Annotated in this window: 13 protein-coding genes; 9 read left to right on the top strand and 4 right to left on the bottom strand. The window is 65.4% G+C overall.

From position 1 onward, the window contains the following. Window positions 1–97: 97 nt before the first annotated feature. Together ACIA47_RS17535 and ACIA47_RS17530 are read right to left on the bottom strand one after the other, a co-directional pair. Window positions 98–1,309, bottom strand: a complete 1,212-nt coding sequence (locus ACIA47_RS17535; RefSeq protein ID WP_396709352.1) for a cytochrome P450 — start codon at window positions 1,307–1,309, stop codon at window positions 98–100. Beyond that, window positions 1,309–3,042 carry a non-ribosomal peptide synthetase gene (locus ACIA47_RS17530; protein WP_396709350.1) on the bottom strand — a complete coding sequence of 578 codons (1,734 nt, stop codon included), beginning with the start codon at window positions 3,040–3,042 and terminating at the stop codon, window positions 1,309–1,311. Before ACIA47_RS17530 ends, ACIA47_RS17535 begins: the two co-directional genes overlap by 1 nt. Before the next feature lie 760 nt (window positions 3,043–3,802). Here ACIA47_RS17530 and ACIA47_RS17525 point away from each other — a divergent pair. The 5 genes from ACIA47_RS17525 to ACIA47_RS17505 are packed head-to-tail and all read left to right on the top strand — an operon-like array spanning window position 3,803 to window position 15,894. Then, a complete protein-coding gene (locus tag ACIA47_RS17525) occupies window positions 3,803–9,028 on the top strand; it encodes an amino acid adenylation domain-containing protein (RefSeq protein WP_396709055.1) in 5,226 nt (1,741 codons plus the stop codon). After that, window positions 9,025–13,113, top strand: a complete 4,089-nt coding sequence (locus tag ACIA47_RS17520; protein WP_396709053.1) for an amino acid adenylation domain-containing protein — start codon at window positions 9,025–9,027, stop codon at window positions 13,111–13,113. The genes ACIA47_RS17525 and ACIA47_RS17520 overlap by 4 nt, the downstream gene beginning before the upstream one ends. Beyond that, complete coding sequence (locus ACIA47_RS17515) at window positions 13,106–13,492, top strand: hypothetical protein (protein ID WP_396709051.1); 387 nt, start codon at window positions 13,106–13,108, stop codon at window positions 13,490–13,492. The genes ACIA47_RS17520 and ACIA47_RS17515 overlap by 8 nt, the downstream gene beginning before the upstream one ends. A gap of 44 nt (window positions 13,493–13,536) precedes the next feature. Continuing rightward, window positions 13,537–14,358, top strand: a complete 822-nt coding sequence (locus ACIA47_RS17510) for a hypothetical protein (RefSeq protein WP_396709049.1) — start codon at window positions 13,537–13,539, stop codon at window positions 14,356–14,358. Window positions 14,359–14,361: 3 nt separating this feature from the next. Further along, window positions 14,362–15,894, top strand: a complete 1,533-nt coding sequence (locus ACIA47_RS17505; protein WP_396709047.1) for an amino acid adenylation domain-containing protein — start codon at window positions 14,362–14,364, stop codon at window positions 15,892–15,894. A gap of 51 nt (window positions 15,895–15,945) precedes the next feature. On the opposite strand, the gene ACIA47_RS17500 is transcribed toward ACIA47_RS17505, so the two are convergent. After that, window positions 15,946–17,103, bottom strand: a complete 1,158-nt coding sequence (locus ACIA47_RS17500; RefSeq protein ID WP_396709045.1) for a pyridoxal phosphate-dependent aminotransferase — start codon at window positions 17,101–17,103, stop codon at window positions 15,946–15,948. Then, window positions 17,100–18,122, bottom strand: coding sequence for an SAM-dependent methyltransferase (locus ACIA47_RS17495; RefSeq protein WP_396709043.1), 1,023 nt, complete (start codon window positions 18,120–18,122; stop codon window positions 17,100–17,102). The genes ACIA47_RS17500 and ACIA47_RS17495 overlap by 4 nt, the downstream gene beginning before the upstream one ends. A 777-nt stretch (window positions 18,123–18,899) precedes the next feature. Here ACIA47_RS17495 and ACIA47_RS17490 point away from each other — a divergent pair. The 4 genes from ACIA47_RS17490 (at window position 18,900) to ACIA47_RS17475 (ending at window position 24,912) form a co-directional block, all read left to right on the top strand. Continuing rightward, the gene (locus tag ACIA47_RS17490; protein WP_396709041.1) at window positions 18,900–20,267 is read left to right on the top strand and encodes a phosphotransferase; all 1,368 of its coding nucleotides are present in this window, start codon (window positions 18,900–18,902) and stop codon (window positions 20,265–20,267) included. Between the two features lie 180 nt (window positions 20,268–20,447). Further along, window positions 20,448–22,163 (top strand): ABC transporter ATP-binding protein, encoded by a 1,716-nt coding sequence (locus ACIA47_RS17485; protein ID WP_396709039.1) that lies wholly within the window; start codon window positions 20,448–20,450, stop codon window positions 22,161–22,163. Beyond that, the gene (locus tag ACIA47_RS17480) at window positions 22,160–23,905 is read left to right on the top strand and encodes an ATP-binding cassette domain-containing protein (RefSeq protein WP_396709037.1); all 1,746 of its coding nucleotides are present in this window, start codon (window positions 22,160–22,162) and stop codon (window positions 23,903–23,905) included. Before ACIA47_RS17485 ends, ACIA47_RS17480 begins: the two co-directional genes overlap by 4 nt. Beyond that, window positions 23,902–24,912 carry a TauD/TfdA family dioxygenase gene (locus tag ACIA47_RS17475; RefSeq protein ID WP_396709035.1) on the top strand — a complete coding sequence of 337 codons (1,011 nt, stop codon included), beginning with the start codon at window positions 23,902–23,904 and terminating at the stop codon, window positions 24,910–24,912. Before ACIA47_RS17480 ends, ACIA47_RS17475 begins: the two co-directional genes overlap by 4 nt. The last annotated feature ends 15 nt before the right edge of the window (window positions 24,913–24,927 follow it).

The raw sequence follows: 24,927 nt of genomic DNA, 5'->3' as shown, positions 1-24,927 counted from the left end.
GCGCAGGGTGGTCGGTCTCACTTGCTGCGGCCCGTTTCGCTCGACGCGAATCGCCTGTGATGTATCGACCAGTAGCGATGATCCTCGCTCCGATCGACTAGACGATCTTAATCGGCAGGCGCGTGATGCCGAGGATGAAGTTGGACCGGAGCCGGCGTAGCGGACCGGCGAGTTCCAACCGGACTCCCGCGGCCAAGAGCCGCCGGAAGAGGTGTGACATCTCGATTTGCGCCACCGGAGCGCCCATGCAACGGTGGATTCCGACTCCGTAGGTGACGTGCCGGTTTGGGTTCCGGCCCACGTCGAAGAGCTCCGCATCGGGGAACTGGTTCTCGTCCCGGTTGGCCGACACGTTCCAGAGCGTTACGGAGTCTCCGGAGCCGATTACGACGCCGTTGCGTATGACGTCTCGGGTAGCCACACGTTGGACATAGCTGTTGGTCGAACTCCATCGGAGGATCTCGTTCAGCGCACTGTCCAGTAAATCGGCGTTGGCCGCAAGGCGGTCGAACTGGTCGGGGTTCTCGATTAGCGCGACGAGGCCGGAACAGACTGTGTAGGAAGACGTTTCGTTTCCGCCCACCGCGACGTTGAGGCAGTTGTAAAAGACCTCTTCCTCGCTGAGGGGTCTATTGTTGACCTTTCCGCCGAGGAGTAGGCTGACGAGGTCGTCTCCCGGGTTCCGCCGCCGAGCGGCGGCGACGTTGGCGAAGAAGTCGAAGATCTCGGCCTGCAACCAGGCGAGGCGTAGAGAGCCGTCGGTTCCCGTGTCGACGAACTGTTCGTCGCGGTACCCCATCATGCGGCGGGTAAGGGAAATGAGGGCGTGCGCATCGTCGTATCCGATACCAAACACTGCCATGAGCGCCCCGGCGGGCAGCTCGGCGGCGACCTCGGTAGCAAAGTCGCCCCCGCCTTCGGCGAGCAGCTTATCTACCGCCCGGTCGATGAGCAACGACACCTGGACCGAGACACGGTGCAGCGCAGCCGCTGAGAAGGCGGGAAGGATCTGTTGTTTCAACAGACGGTGCCGGGGCAGGTCCGCAGCAACCAGCATGCTCCCTGCAGCCGTGTCGTCCCGGCTGCGGAAGGAACCTCCGACGATGGCGCCACGGGCGGAGCTGAACAGCTCGTGGTTGCGGTAGGCCCAGACCACGTCGTCATACGTGGTCAACGCCCAGAAGTTGTTGCCATCCGCGCCCTCGTTCCAGTAAATCGGGCTCGAGCGGCGCATTTCCGCGAACGTGCGGTGGTGTTCGTTGCGGACGAAGAGTTCGACGTCCGTGAGATCGGGACCGGAGTTGGTCATCACGGCCGGTTCTCTCGCAACCCGTCAACGACGGACGCCAGGCTGGCGAGACGGATGTTGCTGAGCAGGACCGGGAACGGAACCTTGGTGCGCAGGTCTTGCTGAATGCGTCGCTGCATCCGGAACGCCAGCATGGAGTGGCCACCCATCTGGAAGAAGTCGTCGGTGCGGCTGATGTCTTCGACGCCGAGCAGGTCCTCCCACAGCGCCACCAGATAGCGCTCCGTGTCGGTGCGGGCAGGGGCATGCCGATTCCGGCGCTCCCGCTCGACCGCGAGGAGTTCCCGCAGAGCGCCGAGGTCCCGCTTGCCGTGATGGCTGGCCGGGATCTTTCGTACGGTGACGATCTGGCTAGGGACCATGAAGTCCGGTAGTTGGGACTCGATGTCCCTCCGCAGCTGAGCCATGGTTAGTTCGCCGTCGAGCACCACGAAGGCCACGAGACGTCGATCTTGGCTGTCGCCGTCCGGCAGCACCACAGCGTCGTGGACGCCTGGATGACGGCGCAGGGCACGCTCGACTTCGCCCGGCTCGACCCGATAGCCACGGATCTTCACCTGGCTGTCCACTCGGCCAACGAACTCCAGTACTCCGTCGGGTCTGCACCGTGCGAGGTCACCGGTGCGGTATACCCTGGTGGGGGCACCCGCGCCGGGGAGGGTCAACGTCAGGAACCGTTCGGCGGTGAGTTCCGGCTGGTCCTGATATCCCCGTGCCACTCCCGGTCCGGCGAGGAACATCTCTCCTACCTCGCCGACCGGAACCGGCACGAGCTCAGGCGAGAGCACGTGGACGGTCACGCCAACGAGCGGCCGACCGATTGGAACCGAGCCCTCCAGGGTGTCCGCTAGGGACACCGGGTGCACGGTGCACGCCGTAGTGGCCTCAGCGGGACCATACAGGTTGTAGAGTCCGCCTCGGAATTCGCCGTTCAGAACCTCCCGGCAGGTGGAGGGCAGGATGACGTCACCGCCAACCTGTAGGATCCTTAGCTCGGCAAATGCGTCACGGTCCTCGCGTACGACGTGGTTCACCACCATCGTGGGCACGAGCATGGCTGTGATGCCGTAGCGCTTCATCTGCCGCCGGAAGTCGGCAGCCAGCAGTTCGCGCACGGGAGGAAGGATGACGACCTGGGCACCGTGCGCCAGCGCGGTCCAAATCTCAAAATGAAAGGCGTCGAACGAGATGCTGGAGATCTGGCCGACCCGATCCTCTGGCATCAGTGCCGGAATCGCGCTGTTGCAGGCGAAGGACACCAGGTTTCGGTGTTCGAGGACGATCGCCTTCGGGCCGCGGGTCGAGCCGGAGGTGAACAGGACGCACGCTGCCGTGGAGGGGGCGATGCGTGTCGTTGTCGCTTCCCTCTCGGGTGCCGCCCTTGCCAGGTCGCCGAGAGTGACCAGCTCGGTGGGTAGCCCGGCCAGACGCCCGGCCCAGGTGGGCTCGGTGATGATGGTCTTCGCGCGGCTGTCCTGGATCATCAGGTCGCGGCGGGCGTCGGGATACCGTGCGTCGATCGCGACATAGCTGGCCCCGGCCTTGACGACGCCGAGAATGCCTACGAACAGGTCCACGCCGCGTTCCAGGTACACCCCCACCCGATCCTCGAGCTCCACCCCGCGCTGGCGGAGATGACTCGCGACCGCGTCGGAGCGTTTATCGAGCTCCCCATATGTCAGAGTGCGTACGTCGTCGCTGACCGCTGGCCGGTCCGGTTGTCTCCCAACCATTTCTTGAAAGAGTTTGACGAGATTTTTCGGAGTCGAATGCCCGCCGCTATCCAACAGATACGCCCCCGCGCTCGTGGCTGCCACATCGTTTCTATTGAGAACATGAGGTACTGCGACCGGGTGTCAGGGTCGCTACGACGCCGTTGTTCATGGCATCTGCAGAATGATTGTTCGCAAGAACAAGACTTCTATGGACAATCATAGAACCAAATTTGCATGTAAACCGCCGTCGATGACCGGTGCTCCAACTTGGCAGGCACGCTACCACGACTGACGGTAGCGTGCCAGCCCCGTCCCTGTCTCCTGAAGTCACCTCTCCCGCCACTTGTCGGCGACGGCTTCCAAGCCGTCTAATAGGGATGCCTGGATGGCGCCGGTCTTGCAGAGGTCTCGCTCGAGCGCCTAGTATGCGTGACCAAGATTGCGGCCATGGCTAATGCAGCGACGGGGGTTGCGATGACTGGCATTGGCGGTTTAAGATGTAGAAGTTTCTTTCTGGCCATTTATGCCGGACCTAGTCATCGCCGACTGAAGCGAGGAATGATTGGATTCGGATCCCGGCCTCCGTCGGCAATGATTCCGTGCTGAGGCCCCAGGCGTCCGTTCCGATGTCCAGAGTGGTGATTCCCTCGCCATTCATCGGTCGCTCGTTGATGGCTTCCGCTCTCCTGCCCTGGCCCGATGCGTGCGGCCTCGACAAGTTGAGAGCGAGTGGGATCTGCTCGCTTTTGGAGCGCTCAGATGGCACGGAGGGATACGCATGATATCGGATGGCAGGAGTTCGAGCCCGCACTCCCTCTCGCCGGCCCAGTTGCAATTATGGCTGCATGATCGACTACAGCCGGGCAATGCCGTGTACAACGTGCCGATCGCCCTGCGGCTGCGGGGCGCACTCGACGTCACAGCCCTCCGGGCTGCGCTGCGCGAGCTGATCCGGCGGCACGACGTTCTTCGCACCAGCTATCCAGAGCGGGACGGTGTGCCGATCCAGCTCGTCTCACCCGCAGACGACGTAGCTCTCGTGCCTGTCGACCTTGCCCATCTCACGGCCGCCGACCGGGAGACCGAACTCCGACGATGGCTGTACGACGAGGCTAACCATCCCTTCGACCTGCTGACTGGGCCGGTGCTGCGGGTGTCTCTGCTGCGGATGGCCCTGGACGACCACGTCCTTGTCGTCTGCATACACCACATCGCCTTCGACGGGGCGTCCCAGGCGATTCTTCTCGGCGAGATGCAGGCGTTGTACCGCGACTTCCTGGAGCGTCGTCAGCCAAGTCTGCCGCGTCTTCCGCTCCAGTACACCGATTTCGCGCGCGAGCAGCTGAGCGGGACGTGGAAACCGGGGCTTGAGTACTGGCAGGCGCAGCTCGCGGACTTGGGGCACGGCCTGCAACTGCCCACCGACCGGCCCCGCCCCGGTGCACCGACGACGTGCGGCGGTCACGTCCGATTCAGCATCGACGATGCTCTTGTCGACGGGTTGTCCGCCCTGGCCAGGCAGAGTCAGGCCACGCTCTTCGCGGTGATGATGACCGCGTTTCAGGCCCTGCTGTCCCATTACAGCAACCAGCGGGACTTCGTCGTCGGCGTACCCGTGCTGGCTCGTCCGGCTGCGGAGCTGGACCCGTTGATTGGCCTGTTCGTGAACACGCTGTCCATCCGGGCGGACTTGACCGGTGAGCCCACCATCCGCGAGCTGCTCAGCCGGGTGCAGCACACCATGCTGGGTGCCTTCGAACATATGGATGTGCCCTTCCACGAGGTAGTCAAGGCCGTCGCCCCCGAGCGCGAATCCACGTACACGCCGCTGGTGGACGTGACGCTGAGCCTGCTGAGCGAGGACCTGACCGGCGCGATCGATCTCCCCGGGCTCTCTGTGGAGCAGCTCCACGTGGAACGCGATACGACCAAGTTCCCGTTGAGCCTCGACATCGTGCAGACAGCGGGTAGATTCCACGGCGAGTTCGAGTACAGCCTCGACCTGTTCGACGAGGAGACGATCCAGCGTTTCGCGGGGCACTTCGTAAGCGTGCTGACGGCGATGGTTGCCGATCCGGACGTCCCCGTTTCCTCCATCGACGTCCTCACCGACGCCGAGCGGCACCGGGTTCTTGACGAGTGGAATGACACGACGGTGCCCGGCCTCGACCGGCACGTGCTTGTCGACCTGTTTGAGGATCAGGTCCGGCGTACCCCGAACGCGGTCGCGGTGGTCCTGGGTGACGAGCGCGTCACCTTCCACGCGCTGGAGTGCTACAGCAACAAGCTGGCCCACGCGATCCGCCGCCGGCTGACCGGTGCCGACACGCGGGTGGGCATCTGCCTCGAGCGGTCGATCGACTCCGTTGTGGCGCTGCTCGCCGCACTGAAGGCGGGTTCATGTTTCGTGGCGCTCGACCCGCACTACCCGCCGGACCGGCTGGCGTACATGCTTGCCGACTCCGAATGCTCCCTGCTCATCACTCGATCCTTGAGTGTTGGCGCGGTGCCTCCGCACGGCATCGCCCAACTCGTGATTGACACGGACCCGACGATCGAGGAAGAGCCGGACACCCCTCCCGAACGCAGCATCACTCCCGACCACATCGCCTGCATGATCTACACTTCGGGGTCCACCGGCGCGCCGAAGTGCGCCATGCTCACGCACGCCAACTTCGCCAACTACTTCAACCACTTCGACCGGGCCTACGATCTCCGAAACACACTGCGAGCACATCTGCAGATGGCGAGCTTCGCCTTTGACCTTTTTATCGCGGACCTCATGCGTGCCCTCTTCACCGGAGGAACCCTCGTTCTCTGTCCTCGCGAGGTCGCGCTGTCGCCGAGACGCCTGGCCGAGTTGATTGACCGGGAGGGCGTCACGAGCGCGGAGTTCATCCCCCCGCTGCTCAGCGTTTTGCTGGACCATCTCGAGGAAACCGGCGAGTCGCTGTCGTCGATGAATCTTCTGATGGCCGGTGGAGACGCCTGGACGGTACGGGACTACCTCAGGGCGAGGTCGCTGTGTCCGCCGTCGACGCGCCTGGTCGGCACGTACGGCCTCACCGAGGCCGCCATTGACAACTCCAACTTCACCAGCGGAGACGTCGGCGACGACGTCAACGGTGTGGTGCCGATCGGACGTCCCCTCGCCAACACCCGGCTGTACATCTTGAACCCCGCCATGCGGCCCGTCCCGGTCGGAGTGCCCGGCGAGCTGTTCATCGCGGGCCTCGGCGTGGGGCTCGGATACTACGGTAAGCCCGCAATCACCGCGGAACGGTTCGTACCCGACCCCTTCAGCCCCACGCCGGGGACGCGGATGTATCGGACCGGCGATCTGACCTGCTACCGCCCGGACGGTACTATCGAGATCCTCGGGCGTATCGACAACCAGGTGAAGGTCCGCGGCTTCCGGATCGAGCTCGGTGAGGTCGAGTCTGCCCTGCGTGGCCACGCGGACGTCGATGACGCGGTGGTCGTGGCGACGGGCGCCCAAGGCGGCGAGAGGCAGTTGGCCGCGTACGTCTCCATGCATGGGGAATCGGTGGACGCCGTCCGGCTGGTCGCCGAACTGCGGGCGCACCTCGCGGCCCGCCTCCCTAGGTTCATGGTGCCCGCCAGCGTGGCCGTGCTCGACTCGATGCCGCTCAACGCCAACGGCAAGGTGGACCGTGCCCGGCTCCCCGCCCCAGCGCCCGTCGCGGAGGTCATGCCCGCTCTGTCCGGGGCCACTCCGGTCGAGGAAATCATCTCCGGCATCTGGGCCAACCTGCTGCACCGCTCCGACATCGGGCTGCACGACGACTTCTTCCAGGTGGGTGGCCACTCTCTGCTGGCAACCCGAGTGTCCATGCGGATCCAGTCGGCCCTCCACGTCGAGGTCCCCGTCCGGAGCGTATACGACCACCAGACCGTCGCCGCGCTGGCCAAATATGTCGAGGCGATCGTGCGCGAGCAAACCGGGCACGCGTCGACGCCGATCGACGCGGTGCCCCGGGACGGAACGCCGCTGCCGCTCTCGTTCGCTCAGGAGCGTCTCTGGTTCCTGCAGCAGGTAGATCCTGAGAGCGCGGTGTACAACGTCCTCGACGTGCTGCACCTGGCGGGTGCCCTGCACGTGGAGGCACTCGAGCGAAGCTTCCTTGCCCTCATCGCGCGGCACGAGGTTCTCCGAACCGCCTTGGTGTCGATGGACGGAGAGCCTCGGCAGGTGGTGCAGCCAGCGCCAACGAGGTGGACCATCCAGGTGCGCGACCTCTCCGCACTACCGCCCGAAAGGCGTTCAGCCGAGGTGACCAGGTGCATCGGATCGGCAGAGCGGACTCCGTTCGACCTAGCCACCGGCCCGATGCTGCGAGCCACCCTGCTTCGGCTGGCCGCCCGCGAGCACGTCCTTTTGCTCGCGCAGCACCACATCGTCACCGACGCTTGGTCCGAGGCGATCCTCGCCGACGAATTATGGCACTGTTACCGGGCCTACCTGCGACATGCCGAACCGGATCTTCCAGCGTTGACCGTGCAGTACGCCGACTACGCACAATGGCAGCGCCAGGTGCTGCGGGGTGGGCTCCTGGAACGGCAGTCGGCATACTGGCGTACGCAACTCGCCGACCTGCCATTCGAACCCGATGTCCCGCTCGACCGTCCCCGGCGACGGGGCCGGGAGGCCGAGGGAAGGACGGTTTCGTTCGCAGTACCTTCCGAGTTGGTACAGCAGTTGAAATCGTTGGCGGGGGCGGAAAGCTCAACATTGTTCATGACGCTGCTCGCGGCGTTCCAGGTCCTGCTGTCGCGGGTCTCCGGCCGCGACGACGTTGTGGTCGGCACACCCGTCAACAACCGCAGCCATCCGGACACCGAGCGTCTCCTCGGCTTCTTCGTTAACACCCTCGTCATCCGAACCCGCGTCAATGACGACCCCGCCTTCCGCGCTGTCCTCCGCCAGGTACGTGACACGACACTGAAGGCGTACGACAACCAGGAGCTGCCGTTCGAGAAAGTGGTGGAGCTGGTCCGACCGGACCGTCAGGGAGCGGCCGCGCAGCTGTTCCAGAGTCTGTTCGTGCTGGAGCGGCGTGCAGAGGAGCAGGCCGACGCGCCGGGTCTGAGGGTGAAGCGCCTGCCGTTCGATAGCACCACCTCCAAGTTTGACCTGAGCCTCGTGGTCGCCGAACGGGAGACAGGTTTCGAGGCGACTATGTGGTACCGGAGCGAGTTCTTCCTGCCGACAACAGCCGAGCGCCTGCTCCGGCAGTGGCTGACCCTTCTGAAGGAGATCGTGTCGCAACCGGACGTGCCGGTCGCGGCGCTCCCGCTATATCACCCGGAGGAAACGAGGGGTTCTTCCCTGGTGGCGACAATGCTGCCTGTCGAGCAGTTCGCTGTGTACGTGGACCGGTTACTCCCAGGGCTGAGGAAGGACCATGCTCTGCCTTCCGTTCTCCCAACGTACGTCCTCGACAGGGCGCTGCGGCCGGTGCCGGTTGGCGTGGCGGGGGAGCTCTATTTGGGCGGTCTTGTGCTCGGCGTCGACCACGCGTCGGCGGACGCCTTGACACCGGATCCGTTCGCGGACGATCCCCGAGCACTGCTGCTCCGCACTGGGCGGATGGCTCGACGGACGGAGACCGGCCTCAACATCCAGGGGATCCACGACCTCGAGCCGGGATCGGCGCCTGGCGGGTCCGCCCCGGAGGACGAGCCCGCCGATCTCACTGCCGTTGCGGAGGTGCTTGCTGCGATCTGGTGCGACGTGCTGGAGTTGACCGAGGTGGGCCCGGACGACGATTTCTTCGAACTCGGTGGTTTCTCCCTGCTGACCATGCGGGTCAGATCGCGGATCGAAGCGCTGCTGGGCGTACGCCTGCCGGTCACGGTCCTGTTGGAAGCCGCCACCCTGACGCAATTGTCGAAAGAGGTCGAGCAGCTCATGACGGATGCGGACCGGGACCGGCTGCGGCAGGTGCTCGCGAGCCTCGAACAAGAGCTTCCGGTCGCATGACGGCCGTGAACCGACGGACGGCGGCCCAGCGTCGGCGACTACTCCTCAACCGGCTCCAGGCAGTCGACAACAGTGGGGGTGCGGCTACCGGTGCGGGTGAAATCTACCGGACTGCCTATCCGTTGACCTGTGGCCAGCAGGGGCTGTGGTTCATCGAGCGACTTCAGCCCGGCAGCCCGCTGTACCTGATCTGCGTTGCGTACCGACTCTGCGGCCAGCTGGACGTTCCCGCGTTACGGCGTGCGCTGACCATCCTGATCGAACGCCATGAGGCGTTCCGAACGACCTTCCACGAGAGTGAAGGCGGGCCCGTGCAGCGCGTGGCGCCGGGGGCTCGGGTAGTGATGGAGGTTGAGGACCTCAGCGCGCTCACCGAGCAGGCCCGGGCCGAGACGGTGGACCGCCGCCTGCGCGAGGAGACCGGCCGCGGCATCGACCTGGCCCGCGGTCCGATGCTGGCGACCCACCTGTTCAAACTGGGTGGGACCGAGCACGTGATCCTCCTGAAGACCCATCACATCGTGATCGACGGCTGGTCTGTCGACCTACTCCTGCGCGAACTGTCGCTGGTCTACAGCGCCGAGCTGGCCGGCCAGCCGGCGGTGCTGCCGGCGCTGCGGTTGCAGTACGGCGACCACGCCGTCCGGCAGCAGCGCTGGTTGACGAGCGACGAGTATCGACGCCAACTCGACTACTGGCGACGCCATCTCGACGGCGTACCTGAGGTGCTCAACCTCCCGATCGCCCGTCCCCGGCGAGCCACGACGAGCCATCGGGGCAAACACGTCACGTTGTCCTGGCCTGCTTCCCTCATGGCAGATGTACATCGGGTCAGCCGCCAGGAACGAGTCACCCCCTTTATGTTCATCCTGGCCGCCTTTCAGTCCCTGATCTCTCGGTACAGCGGGCAGGACGACATCGTCGTGGGTACCGTTGTCGCCGGCCGTTCAAGCCTGGACACGGAGGGGCTCATCGGGTACTTCGTGAACACCCTCGTGATGAGGGTCGACACCGGGGGAAACCCATCTTTCCGGGAGATGCTCGGCAGAGTCCGCTCGGTGGCACTGGGAGCGCTTGAGCACCAAGATGTGCCCTTCGAACGTGTAGTTGACATGGTGCGCCCCGAGCGCGCAGCACACCACAACCCGATATTCCAGGTCGGGTTCAGCATGGCGGTCAACGCCCAGGAATACCTACGGTTGCCCGGCATCGACGTCACGGAGATCCCGCTGCGGGACACAACCGAAAAGTTTGATCTGGGTCTCACCGTCGCCGACTATCCGACCGGCCTGCAGGTGGAACTGGGGTATCGCACCGACCTGTTCGACGCGGACAGCATCGAACGCATGGGGGGCCATCTGACCCGGCTGTTGCGGGCTGCCGTGGATCGGCCGGAGCTGCGGATCAAGGAGCTGCCGTTGTTGGGGCCGGATGAGCGAACGGAACTGGTGACCCAGCGCAACGGTCCTGAACGACCTGTGGTCCGCAAGTGCCTGCACGAGTTGTTCGTGGACCAGGCCTGCCGTACCCCCGAAATCACCGCGATCCAATGGGGGGAGCGGCGGTTCACCTACGCCGAGCTGAACTCGCGATCGGACCTGCTGGCCCGCCACCTGTGGGCACTTGGTGTGCGGAGGGGCGATCGAGTGGGTATCTACCTTGATCGGTCGGCGGAACTTGTGGTGTCGATCCTGGCGGTCATGAAGGCGGGCGCGGCGTACGTGCCCATCGACACCATGCATCCGCAGGACCGCATCCGGGTCATCGTCGAACATGCGGGGCTCTCGGTTGTGCTGACACAGCGTCGGCTGGCTGCACTGCTTCCTGACGGGGTACGCCAGATTGATGTCAAGGACCGTGCAACCTGGTCGCCGGCCGGGGACAGCAGGGACCTGCCCTGTATTGATTCGCGAGAGTGCGCATACGTTATCTACACCTCGGGCTCGACCGGGCGCCCGAAAGGGGTCCTCGGTACGCACCGGGGCACGGTCAGCCTGATGATGGACGTCCAACGACGCGCCCCGGTGGGGGTGGGAACAACCGGCAGTCTCTGGAGCAGCATCGGCTTCGACGCGTCGGTCTACGAGACTTTCTCCCTACTGCTTTTCGGTGGCACGCTGCACTTGGTTCCCGAGGAGACGCGGACGGACGGCGAGGCCTTCGTGAGCTGGCTCCAACAGGAGCGGATTAAGGTGACGATCGTCCCGGTCTTTATCCTTTCGGTGCTAGCGGACCGGCTGCGAGCAGGCGAGCCCCTGGAACTGGAGCGGATTTCGGTAGGGGGTGAGGCGGCACCGGCGCGTCTCCTGCACGAGGTCAGGAACCATCTGAAGGACCTCTCGCTGCTCTACGTGTACGGGCCGACGGAAACGGCGATCTTTTCGACCGTGTACCTCATTCCTCCAGAGCCGAGGGAGGACGGACACGCGCCTATCGGTCGGCCGGTCGACAACAACACCCTGTATCTCCTGGACGGCAACCTCGAGCCGGTGCCGGACGGGGTCGTGGGTGAGGTCTTCATCGGCGGCATCGGCATCGCCCACGGATACCTCCACGCCCCGCGCCTCACCGCCGAACGTTTCCTGCCGGACCCCTTTAGCGAGACGCCGGGAAATCGGATGTTCCGCACCGGTGACATGGCGAGATATCTGCCGGACGGCAACCTGCTCTTCGCCGGCCGGCGCGACAACCAAGTCAAGATTCGTGGCGTGCGTGTCGAGCTGGAAGAGGTAGAGGTGGCGCTGCGGCGCCACCCATCTGTGCGCGAGGCCAGTGTCGCGGCGGAGGGCGAGGGCCGGGAGCGACACCTGGCCGCGTACGTCGTCGCCGACGAGCGAACACCGGTAACCGGGCAGCAGTTGCGCATGTTCCTGCGCGGCGTGCTGCCGCACTACCTGGTGCCGTCGACGTTTGCATTCCTCGCCGCGCTTCCGCTGTCGCCGCACGGCAAGGTGAGCCGGCGTGACCTGGCTTCGACTCCCCGTCTGGACGTCGCAGTGGACCAGGTGGCGGTGACGCCACGCGACCCGCTGGAGCTGAGGTTGGCCGCAATGTTCGAGGGGCTGTTGGACGTTCCGACAGTCAGCGTCTGGGACGACTTCTTCGCCCTCGGCGGGGGAAGTTTGCTCGCGGTGCAACTCCTCGCGCAGATCGACAGGGAACTGGAGGTCCGGCTGCCCCTGGCGACTCTCTTCGAGAGTGCCACAGTGGAGAGCCTCGCCCGCTGCGTCCGCGAGCAGTCCGTACAGACTCCGTGGTCGCCGCTGGTGACGTTGCGGCAGGGCAGCTCCGCTGGACCGCCGCTCTTTCTCGTGCATCCGGTCGGTGGGCATCTGCTCGGCTACGTCGAACTCCTCCGTTATCTGCCTGCCGAACAGGCCGTCTATGGCCTGCAGGCGCAGGGGACCGCTGCTGGCCAGACACCACTCGCCTCCATCGAGGAGATGGCCGGGCGGTACGTCGAGGCTGTGCTGGCGGTGTGCGGCGGCGAGCCCTTGGTGCTCGGCGGGTGGTCGATGGGCGGGGTGGTCGCCGTGGAGATGGCACGACGCATGCGGCTCCTCGGACACCGGGTCGACGGCCTGGTTCTGGTCGACGCAGACGCATCAGACTTCGACGCGCCTGCAACGGTCCTCGAGAGCCTTCAAGGCTGGTTCTACGACCTCACCCAGCAGGAGCTTGCAGTTGACGGACTGGTCGATCTCGATCCGGCAGAACAGTTGCGCGCCGTCTTCGCCAGTGTGCACCGGCAGCTCGAGATCATGAGCGGGGCTCAGGACGAGTTCGAGCGAATGTTCCGGGTCTACGACAGCAATATGAAGGCCGGCTCGTCCTACGACGGCAAGCCATACCCGGGCAGCGCCGTGCTCCTGCTCGGCGACCAGCACGACAGCGGGCAGACGGCGCGGATGGGCAGCTCCATCTCCTCGCTGGTCCACGGGCCGCTTCGGATCGAATCGGTGCCGGGTGACCACTATTCGGTGCTACGAGAACCCGGTGTATGTCATGTAGCGGCCGTCCTTCGGGACGCGCTGGACGCGGGCCGAGCCGGACACCGTCAAGCCCCAGGAGAAGATCATGGATGACCTCGTGACCCGCCTCTCCAACGGAGAGCACCAGGTTCGCATCGGCGGGCCCGATCCGGCGCTTTCCGAGCTACGCCGTCGGATCGACGAGGTGGGCTTGGTCTTCATCGCCTTTTCCGGGCCGCATGGTGCGACCGAACTTGGCGTCGTCGTCGACCGTGAAGCCACGGACGTCAGCGACGCGGACTGGGGCTGCGGCACCGGCCAGGTGCACATCGAAGGAAATCTGACTCTGAACCGGGTGCCGATCCGATGCGTCGCCGACATCGATCTGTCGCTGCTCACCGGCGTCGGCAGGGTCGTCCCTCGCCGGGTTGGCGCTGATGGGCCAGGGCCCGTGACGAGCGCCTGCGCGGCATCTCTCCTCGAGCGAAGGTAGGCCATTGCATGTTGTCCACAGACACCCCTGTCCCGCTCGGTCCCGTGACGGGATGGCAGGGACCGAGCGACTACTTCCGTTTTGTGGAGAGAGAAGCATTTGACCCGAGCGTGGTAGAGGACGTGCTCCGCGGACGCCGCCTCGGCGTCGTCTTCCGTGACGTGGTCCCGGCCGAGGCGCTCAACCGCCTCGTGGAGCGGTTCTGGGCCAGCCCATTGAACAAACGTCGCGAGCATGTCGAAGCACCCGGCAACTATCTGGGCACGTACCACTTCCACAAGACCACGGAACAGTACCTCGCCGATTCGGCCGAGGTTGCACCCGAGATGCACGCGACGCTCGACTTCCCCGGCAGCCCGTGGCGATGGTTCCAGGATGATCTGCGTTCGTACTTTGCGCGGCAGGGCGTGCGGTTCCGCCTCGCCGAAAAGGATGGGCGGGTCGCCTGCCCCGCGACCATCCGGTCGTGGGACGCGGTCGGGGACTTCGCACTGCTGCCGCACGAGGACTACGCGCAATGCCGGGAGCCGGGCCAGGCCGACTTCGAGATCCAGCAGGTGCTCCAGTACCGGCCCTGCGGCGTCAACTTTTGCCTTGAGAACGGCGATGGCGGGCGGCTGGTCGTCTGGAACATCCAACCCGACGACGAGACCCGGACACGCCACGGCTCGTACTACGCCGGGGCCCCTTACCCACCCGCAACGATGGTGGACATACAGTCCGTCCGGCTCGATCTATCGCCCGGTGACCTCTACGTCTTCAATGCGGCGCATGTGCACGCAGTGGAGCGGAACAGGGGCAACCGTACGACTTTGTCCTGCCTCATGGGTTTGGTGGACGACGCGAACGTCGTGGTCTGGACCTGAACGATGGCCCTGGCTAGCGATTCACTCCGCAGGGCAAGTTCCCTGGCGGATCTGGTCAGCGCCGTGTCCGGCCGACGGCCGGCGGCAGACGCCGTCACTCAGGGCACGTGCTGGCTCACCTACGCTGAGTTGGATGCCGCCTCCGACCGTCTGGCTGCTCGCCTGATGGCAAAGGGCGTGGGCCGCGGACAATACGTCGGCCTGCTGGCCGAGCGGGACGTCGCCACGCCGCTCGGCATTCTAGGCATACTCAAGACCGGTGCTGCCTACGTCCCACTGGACCCGTCCTACCCGTCGGCACGGCTACGCTTCATCGCGGACGATGTCGGCATGACCGTCCTCGTAGGGGACGCCGACCGGGCCAAGGGCCTCGGCCTCGGTGATCTTGAGGTGGTGGCGCCCTGGCAGGGCAGGGAAGGTGGCCTCGCGGATCGGCCGGAGGTGGCCGCCGACGACCCCGCGTACGTCATCTACACCTCGGGGTCCACCGGCCCGCCGAAGGGTTGCGTCGTCAGCCACGGGAGTGTCCTGGAACTGCTGGGGCACGCGCTGCCGCTGTTCGACGTGGGGCCGACGGATCGCTGGGCGCTGTTCCACTCGGCTAGCTTCGACGTCTCGGTCTGGGAGTTGTGGAGTGCCTTCGCGACCGGCGCCACGGCGGTGGTGGTGCCGAGTGTCACCGCCCAATCCCCGGAGGAACTGGTCGAGTTCCTGGTCCGCGAGCGGATCACCATCCTCAACCAGGTGCCGACTGTGTTCCGCTATCTCGCGTTCGCGCACACGGATGCGGGTCGTCCAGCGTTACGGCTGCGATACTTGGTTTTCGCTGGTGAGAGCGTGGACCTGGAGGTGATCCGGCAATTCGTCTCGGCGCTGGAGTCCCCGCCGACGGTGGTCAACATGTACGGCATCACTGAGGCGACCGTGCACTCCACGTTCAAGGTGCTCGGGACCGCCGTGCTGGCCGGACAGGTGTGCCAGCCCATCGGACGTCCGCTGCCGCACACCGTGATCGAACTACGCGACGTCGCGGGTGACCTCGTACCGGCTGGTGAAGTCGGGGAGATCTTCGTGTCCGGCACCGGACTGGCGCTGGGCTACCTCAACCGTCCGGGTCTCACCGCGGAAAGGTTCGTCCGCTGCGAGACCCCCACAGGGGCACTCCGCTGTTACCGCTCCGGCGATCTGGCGCGTCTTCTGCCCGACGGCGAGCTCGAGTACCTGGGCCGCACCGACCGTCAGGTGAAGCTCCGTGGCTTCCGGATCGAACTGGGGGAGGTCGAGGCCGTATTTCGCAGCAACGACCGGGTCCGCGACGTCGCCGTGGACGTCGTGACGGGCAAGGCGGGCGACCGCTTCCTGATGGCCTGGGTCGTACCCGTCGCGGACGCGCCGCCCAGTTTGGTGCCCGAACTCAGGTCGTATGCCGGGAGACTGGTGCCGTCGCATCTCGTGCCGGCCCGGTTCCGAATCGTGCCTAAACTTCCGACCACCGCGTCTGGCAAGCTCGACCGTGCGGCGCTACCGAGCTGGTGATGCGGGTGTCGACGCCACGGCGTCGACACCCGCATCCCGCGGCTTGACCCGTCACCCGAGCAGTTTGCGCATCCGCTCCAGTGCCTCCACCGTCAGCTCGTGGTCGCGCACGAACGTCGTGCGGATCCACCTGCGGCCTTCCGCCCGTTCGGCAAAGAAGGCCGTCCCCGGCGCCACCAGGACGCCTGCCGACGTGACAAGCCGGGCGGCCAGCTCGTCGGAGGGGACGCCGAGCCCTTCGGTGCCGGCCAGAATGAACCAGCCGCCCTCGGGAACGGATACCTCGAAACCCATCTGGTCCAGGCTGTTGGCCATCTCGTCGCGCCTGTGTTGGAACTGCTTCACCTCGTCCACATCGTTCCACCAGGACGCTGTGGAGGCCGCTGCGCCGTGCTGCAGAGGTGTGCTGGCACCGATGGTGGTCCGTTGGTGTACCTTGCGCAGCGCCGCAGTGACCTCGGGATCCGCGAGGCAGTACCCGATTCGCCAACCTGACATGCTGAGCGTCTTCGAGAGGCTGCCCAGGACGATCGAGTGCGCACTCGCCCCGGGCAGGGTCAATGGGGATACGTGTGGCCGGCCGTCGTAGATGAACCTCTCGTACACTTCGTCCGTGATGCACGTCAGCCCGTACTCGCAGCAGAGCCCGATGATCGCGTTGAGCTCCGTCGCGTCGAAGGAGCGCCCGGTCGGGTTGTGTGGCGTGTTAACCACGATGGCCCGCGTACGCGGGGAGATCGCGGCGCGCAGTGCCGCGATGTCCAGACGCCAACCCGGGTTGCGCAGTGCCACCCGCCGGGCGACCGCGCCGCACAGCTCGACGGTGCCGAAGTAGGTCTCGAAGGCGGGATCCAGGAGGATGACCTCATCGCCGGGGTCGGTGACCGCGAGAAGTGCCATCATTGTGCCTTCGGTCGCCCCGCAGGTGATGGTGATCTCGCTCTCCGGATCGACCTGGGCACCTCGGGTCGCGAGCAGGTCCGCGGCAACCTGCTCCCGCAGAGCGAGCAGACCGGCGGGATCGGAGTACTGGTGATGTCCGGACCGGAGCGCCTCGACAGCGCCGGCGACGGCCGCCGACGGGGGTGTACCGGGCGGTATGCCCAGCGCGATGTCGATCGCACCGACCGCTTGCGCGGTCCGCAGCAGCTGAGCCAGCTCCAGTGCCGACAGCCCCGACACGCGCCTGGACAGGGGTGGGCGGGTCATCCCGCCAGCTCCGCAGTTAGCTCGTAGAAAGTGAAACGGAAGGTGGTTTCCTCGTCTTGGACGACCCTCGCACAGTGCAGCCCAGCGGCCGCGATCACGTCGAGCCACACGGCCTTGGCCTGCGGAAAGCCCTGTCGGGTCAGCGCATGGGTCAGGTAGTAGTCGGCGTCGGAGGCATCGATGTGCAGGTCCGGCTCCGCTAGAAGCAGAGCGCGACCAGGCTTCGCCGCGAGCACTGTCCGGTACCGCCGGAGCAACCGCACGACGGCGTCGCGGCCGTTGCGGAACTCCTCGTGTACGGCGCCTACGGCGAGGATGTAGTCGCATTCCTCAGCGATCGCCGGCCATGTGTCGGGGTCGAATGCGTCGCCAGAGATGAACGTCAGTCGATCCGACAATCCGGCCTCCTTCACCCGTTCCGTGGCCAGCTCGACGGCAGTCGGTGCGATGTCCAGGCCGACGGCATGGAACTCGGGATCGGTCTCGGCGAGGTGAACGAGGAGGCCCCCCGTCCCGCAGCCGAGGTCGAGTAGCCAGGTGGTGCCGCGGTCCCTCATCTGCTTCCGCACTAGGTCGGCGGCGAAACTGATGGTCATCGGCTCGCAGCTGCGCCCCAGCGCCCGGTGATCCCGCACCACATCGGTGCCGTACTGAAGTTGTCCCCTGAGGAGGCCATCCATCTGGCGCAGCACGGGCCCGTAGGCGTCCGCGTAGAACCGGAGAAGTCCCTGTCCGATCCTGCCCAGCAACACGGCTCCATACGGGGTGAGCCGCCAGCGCTCGGCGGAAGCCGTGTCCGGTAGCGCTGTCGACCCCTCCCACGTCACCCCGGTTGATTGGACGACGCCCCGGATTTCGAGGTAGCGGAGTAGGTTTCGCAGCACCACCGGATCACCGTCCGGGTCGACCAAGTCGGGAAGCTGTCGCCAGTTCTCCGCTGCGAGCTCTCGGCCCGCCCTCGTCTTGGCGACGCCGGCGATGGCGGTCACCAGCACGTGCGCGGACACCAGCTCGGGCACGCCGACCTCGCGGACCGACTGCCAGCCGTCGGGGCCGTCGGAAACTTCGATTGGTCTAGAGGTCATCGTTCGGTCTCGCTTTCTTTGACGACTTTTGGCCGCAGGGTGCCGGACAAGCGGACGCGAGGCAGGATGCCGATTTGGCCGTGCTTCCGCGGTGAGAAGGCCGCACGATCTCCGGACACGTGTCTGGTGGGGTGTGGAGGTCATGTCGCTGCGACAGTTCGGCGAGTCGTTCCAAGACCGAGACATGGTCCCCAGCAGAATGGTCGAGGTGCGCAGCAAACCAGAGGAAGTCCGCCGATCACCCCTGTGTCAACCCTGGACTTGCCTGGCCAGACGTTCGCCTCCGTACGTGCATCCCGCGCAAGGGATATTCTCCGCGTTCAGTTGACTGCCGGATCGACGTGCCGCACTCCGTGCGCTGTTCAAGCGCGGCGTGAAGTGTGATGCTAGCGCGGCGGCTAACCTGACACCAGTGCGATTACACACTGCAATCGACTTGCCGGTTCGAGGACGTGAAGGGCACCCACCATCGACCAATGGTAACGCATGGTGACATCTCGCAGGGGGCGGCATGCATTGCTGGTTGATGATACAGTCGGATCCCTGGCCCGAGCTGACGGTGTCATGGCAACTCCTTGGTGGGCGGACCGGATAATGGATTGTTGCGCGCTAGGGGCGGGGTCTTGCACATTGTCAATCTTCAATGGCATTGGTGGCGATCCGGATGGGTCGTGAATGTGGCATGCCGACGTGGCAAGGGAATCAAGGGTAATGGCAGATTCGGACGTGCCGGAAAGCTTCAGCATAATTCCGGAAGGAGGAACGCCTGATGCCCGAGTTCTTATGACTCGTACCCCGGCCGGATTCTCCCTGCCTTCCCACCGGTGTCGCGACATCCCGTCGCTGAACGAATTCATCGCCAAGATGTTCGGGCTGGAGGTCGTCACCACCGAATGTGTTAGGGATTTATCCGCCGGGCCGGCCGATCCGGGCCCGAAAGTCTTCGCCCACGAGGTGCTCGGGTGCGGGCGTGTGGCTGACCACAACGCGGCGTGGGTGTCGGTGCAGGACCTGCCTGGACTGGCGCTCGTGGCCCCCGAGCACCGGGAGGTCGTCGAGGTGTGGTTGCGGGAGCGGCGAGTAGATGCAGCTCCTGCCCGCGGCGTGCCCTGGGCGTGTGCCGGATGGTTCGAGACTGCCGCCAGTTGGATGAGCGAGCGGCTGGAAGCCCTGGGAAGAGAGCCAGCGGGGCGCGTGGAGCAGGTTGACGTCCGCTTGTGGTCCACTCTGTTGCGCGTACCGGTCACCGGGGGCGGGTTCGCATACTTCAAGGCAGTGCCGCCGGTGTCTGCTCATGAGCCGCTGCTCACGCGTGTGTTGGCGGACCGCTTCCCAGGTCGCGTACCTACCGTGCTCGCGGCGGACGAGGCCCGGGGCTGGATGTTGATGGAGGACTTCGGTCCTGTTATCGAGTCCGAGGACCCAGCCGAGATCGTGGATGCCTACCTGGCGACGATGCCGGCCCTGGCGCGGATACAGGTGGAACTCGCTGGTGACGTTACGACGCTCGACGGCCTCGGTTGCCCGAACAGGCGTACCCGAGAGTTGCCTGAGTTCTTCGCGGCGCTGCTCGACGACATGGACGCGCTGCGCATTGGCGACGGCCTCGGGCTCACCGTCGAGGAGTGCAAGCGGTTGAGGTCGTGGACCGAGGAGTTCGCCGAGATCTGCGACCGACTTGCGCAAGGCGGCGTCCCGGACAGCCTGGTGCACAGCGACGCGTGGCGGGGGAACTTCACGCGATCCGGTTCCGGGCCGCTTATCTTCGACTGGGCGGAAAGTGCGGTCGGTCACCCGTTTCTCTCGTTGGCGGTCGTCAGGCAGGACATTCGCGATGTGCTGCCTGACGGTAGCGCAGATGCGGCGATATCGCGTGTGACAGAGGAATATCTCCGGGAGTGGTGCGTATACGCAAACCCCGAAGATCTGGCCGAAATCGCGCGTTATTCCGTGGCTCCGGGTCTGGTGAACCGAGCGTTGGAGTGGCACCGTAGCATCGCGTCACTCGACGTGACTCGAACTGGTTTCTACCGGTATGCCGTGCCGGTTAATCTGCGTAGACTCTTAGCTTTTACGTAACTCTTACCAAGTAGTTTCGAAGAAGAAGCGGGGCATGGTTCAACTCGTGCGAAGAAGTGATCCTCAGTTGTTTGTCGTGGATGTCGAGGAGCAATGCGCGCTCCGGTGGGATGCCTTACTCCGGTGCCCGTCGAAGACGCAATGTGATGGTTCCCGAAAAGCGCCCGGGCGGTCGATATCTTGAGGGCGCAAATCACTCTGCTACGCGCCTACCTCGGACCGCAGTGGCTCAAGGTTGGGTTCCTGGTAGTTCTCCTGGCTACGACAATCGCGCTCGAGTTGCTGGTGCCGCTCTGGCTTGCGCGCTTCATCGACCAGGCAGTCGCCGGCCAGGGGCTGGCGGTGCTGCAGGCCACCGCGATCATCTTCCTGGCAATGGCGCTCGGTCGGCAGGTCGTCGTTGGGGCGGCGGGCTATCTGAGTGAGGATGTCAGTTGGACGGCCACTAACCGTCTCCGCGAGGACCTCACGGCTCACTGCCTCGAACTCGATATGGCCTTCCACAAGGCTTACCGGCCTGGTGAGCTGATCGAACGGGTGGATGGTGATGTCACGACATTGGCGACCTTTTTCTCGAGCTTTGTGTTCGATGTCCTGGGACGCGCGCTTCTCATCGTCGGCATCGTGGCACTGACTATCGCCTTGGACTACCGGCTCGGGTTCACCCTCGTGGTGTTTGCCGTGCTGGCGGTTCTCGTGCTGCGCCGGATCCAGGGAGTGGCTGTACCGCATTTTGCCGCGCTGCGGGCGATCAGGAGCGACCTTGCGGGCTTCTTTGAGGAGCGGCTGAATAGCACGGAGGACCTGGCCGCGAACGGCGCGCGTCGGTACACGATCGGGCAACTGGACGGCCTGCTGGACCGCTTCCGGCGAGTGAACCGGAAAGCCTCCGTCACCGCGCGTTACTCGTCGAGCGTGTTGGAGGTCGCGGTCTCGGTTGCGGCTGCCGTGGTGATCGCGGTAGGTGGCTACCTCATGGGCAAGGGCTCGATGACAATCGGCGCCGTCTACCTCGCCTACACGTACACCAGCCTGCTGTCCATGACCCTGTTCCGGATCACCCGTCAGCTCAACCAGTTCCAAGCCGCCGCAGCAGGCCTTGAGCGGATCGCGGAACTATACGCCGCCCGTAGCACCGTGCAGGACGGCTCCGGCGGAGTCCTGCCCTCCAGTGCCCTGGAGGTCGAGTTCTCCGGGGTGTCGTTCCAGTATGAGACCGGCCGCCCGATCTTGCGTGACCTTTCCTTCACGGTCCCGGCAGGCGGGACTTTGGGCCTGGTTGGCCGTACCGGTAGTGGAAAGACGACCATTGGAAGATTGATCTTCCGTGGCTATGACGCGAGCGCGGGCTCGGTGCGGCTTGGCGGGGTCGACGTGCGCCGTCTGGAGTTGGCGGCGTTGCGTTCGCGGATCGGAGTGGTTACCCAGGACGTACAGCTCTTCCAGGCCACGGTTCGGGAAAATGTCACGTTGTTCAACGACCAGATCTCGGACGGCGCAATCCTGGCAGCGATTGGCAGCCTCGGACTGACGAGCTGGTACAGCTCTCTTTCCGACGGTCTCGATTCCGTCATCGACAACGACCGCGCTATGTCCGGTGGAGAGGCGCAACTGCTGGCATTCACCCGCGTCCTACTGCGTGAGCCGGACGTCGTCATCCTCGACGAGCCCTCCTCGCGTCTCGATCCAGCTACCGAGCGGCTGGTCGACGGGGCAGTAGCCCGCCTCCTCAAGGGTCGTACGGCGATCGTGATCGCGCACCGTCTCTCGACGGTGCAGCGGCTGGACAACGTTCTTGTCCTCGATCAGGGCGACATACTCGCGTTTGGTCGGCCGCAAGACGTGCTGCATGGGGGTACCTCCGCGGCGGCGCTACGGGCGGGGGAACTGGCATGAAACCCTGGCGGGTGTTCTGGGCTCTCGTCCGAGTCGCTCCCGGGCTGTATGTGCGTGACGCGCTGCTGCAACTGCTCCGCAGCACCATTCCCCTGCTGCCCGCCCTCGTCGTCCGTGAGGTGCTGGACCGTTATACCCACCACGCTGCCCTAACCGCAGGGGTGTGGATGCTTCTGGCCCTGCTCGCCGGAATCGCCCTGGCGCGGGTCGTGGTTTTACTCATGAGTGTGGCAACGGACGCTGACGTCGAGTCCGTGGCCGGCTCGCTGCTCATGCGCAACGCCTTCGCGCGAGCCCTGGCTCGGCCGGGCGCCATGCCGGCGCAGCGGGCGGTCGGCGACGTGATCAACCGCTTGAGCGGCGACACGACGACGATCGCGAAGATGCTCGTCTACACCCTCATGGTGGTCGGCGCAGGAGTCCAGGCGCTGCTCGCCGTCGCGGTCATGTTTACCATCGACCCGCTGGTCACCATGGTGGTCTTCGTCCCACTCGGCGCCGCCGGCGTTCTGATCAACATGGCCAGTACCCGGATCAAGACCCTGCACCGGGAGAGCCGCGAGGCGGCCGGGGAGGTCAGCGCATTCCTCGGGGACGCGTTCGCGGGTGTGCAGGCCATCCAGCTGGTCGGGGCCAACCGCGCCGTCGTGGCGCGGTTCCGGAACCTTAATGAGCGGCGACGCCGACGGACGCTGCAGAGCCGCTTGTTCACCGAGACCTTCATGATTTCGGTCTGGAACAACACTGCCAACCTCGGCGCGGGAGTCGTTCTGATCCTGGTCGCCAACCGGATGGCCGACGGCAGCTTCACCGTCGGTGATCTTGTGCTGTTCGTTGCCTATCTGGGTTGGATCTCCGACTTCACAGCACTGTTCAGCCAAAACCTCGCACTGTACAAGCAGTCCGTTGCGTCGCTGCACCGGCTGGTCGAGACACTGCCCGAGGGCAGTAGGAGCGAGGACCTTGTGAGCCGGCACGACGCGGTAACGGCCCGGGAGGATGCCTGGACGTCGGCCGAACCCTTGACCGCCCTACAGATCCGCGGGCTGACCTACCTGCACAAGAGCAGCGGCCGCGGCGTTCGGGAGGTTGACCTCGTCGTCGAAAGAGGCACCGTCGTCGTGATCACCGGCCGTGTGGGATCGGGCAAGACTACGCTGCTTCGTTCCCTGCTTGGGCTGCTGCCGCCCCAGGCAGGCGAGGTCCGGTGGAATGGGCACCTGGTGACCGATCCGGGGAACTTCTTCGTGCCGCCCCGGAGCGCGTACACCCCCCAGGTACCACGTCTCTGCAGCGGAACCTTGCAAGACAACATCCTGCTCGGTCTGCCGCTCGACGACGAGCGGCTCGCTGCAGCCGTGCGGGCAGCAGTGTTGGAGCCTGATGTTCAGCTGATGGAGGACGGCCTCGCCACGTTGGTGGGTCCTCGGGGAACCAAGCTTTCCGGAGGGCAGCTACAGCGGACCGCAGCCGCCCGGATGTTCGTCCGTCAGCCCGAGCTGCTGGTCTTCGACGACCTCTCGAGCGCCCTCGACGGCCGGACGGAACGCCGCATGTGGGAGCGGCTTGGGGAAAGCGGCGAGAGGACCTGCCTCGTGGTCTCTCATCGCCGCGCGGCGTTCGAATACGCCGACTGGATCGTGGTCCTCAAGGACGGGCGCATCGAGACGCAGGGTGAGCCGCAGCACGTCCTCTCTACCAGCTCTGAAATCAGGCATCTGTGGCAGGAGGAGAACGCATGACACCAGCGGTCACCGACAAACTCAGTGTCGACCTCGGTCCCGAATTGCTATTGGACCTGGCAACTCGTTGTCCCGAACGGCCCTACTCTCCGTACCGGTCGGACATGGAATTCGAACTCCTGTGGGGGCACGCAAGGACCTGCGCGGAGGGCTTTTCCGACGACCTGCGGGCCATGCTCGGCCGCTTCCGCCGCCGACGCACCAATCGAGGAACCCTGCTCCTGCGTGGCCTGCCGGTCAACGACGCGGCCTTGGGACCCACCCCCGCGCGATGGGACGTTGGCGCGTTGGCCAAGCGGAGCTGGAAGACGGAAACTGTGCTGCTGGCCGTCGCCTCGTTGCTCGGCGAGGTGTTTTCCTTTGAGCGGCAGCATGACGGCAATCTCGTACAAAACGTGGTTCCGGTTCGGGACGACGCGTATACCCAGATGGGCACCGGTAGCAGGGTCTTCCTCGAGTGGCACACCGAGGACGCTTACGACCAGTTGCGAGCCGACTTCATCGCCCTGCTCTGCGTACGGTCTGATCCATCGGCTCGGACCGTCGTTGTGGATGCGGCCGACGTCCCCGTTTCGCCGCAGGCCCGCGCGATTCTCCTGGAACCGCGCTTCCACATCGGGGTCGACCCCGCGAGCGGCGGCTCCGGGAAGCCCGAGGACGGCCCCGTGTTAGCCATCCTCGAGGAAGATGCGAGCCTCGGCCTCACAGTGCGGCTCGACACCGATCAGGTCTGCGCCGTCCGCGGCGACGAGGCTGCGGCGGCAGCGCTCGAGGAGTTCCGCTACGCCATCCCGCGAGCGGCGCGCTACGTGACGCTGCAAGCGGGCGACATGCTGCTCATGGATAACCGTCGCACCCTGCATGCCCGTACCGCCTACACGCCCCGCTTCGACGGTACCGACCGCTGGCTGCAACGGGTCAGTATCACCACAGACCTGCAGAAATCTGCGGTCGTACGGACCCGGCGGCGCCGGGTGGTGGACAGGGAAGCAGCCCTGTTCGGCTGACCAGAACATTTCCGG

Origin of the sequence: Micromonospora sp. NPDC051227, assembly GCF_044455385.1 — a bacterium.
GTDB lineage: Bacteria > Actinomycetota > Actinomycetes > Mycobacteriales > Micromonosporaceae > Micromonospora.
The sequence above is the reverse complement of the archived record's forward strand: the minus strand, read 5'-3'. Positions and strand labels throughout refer to the sequence as shown.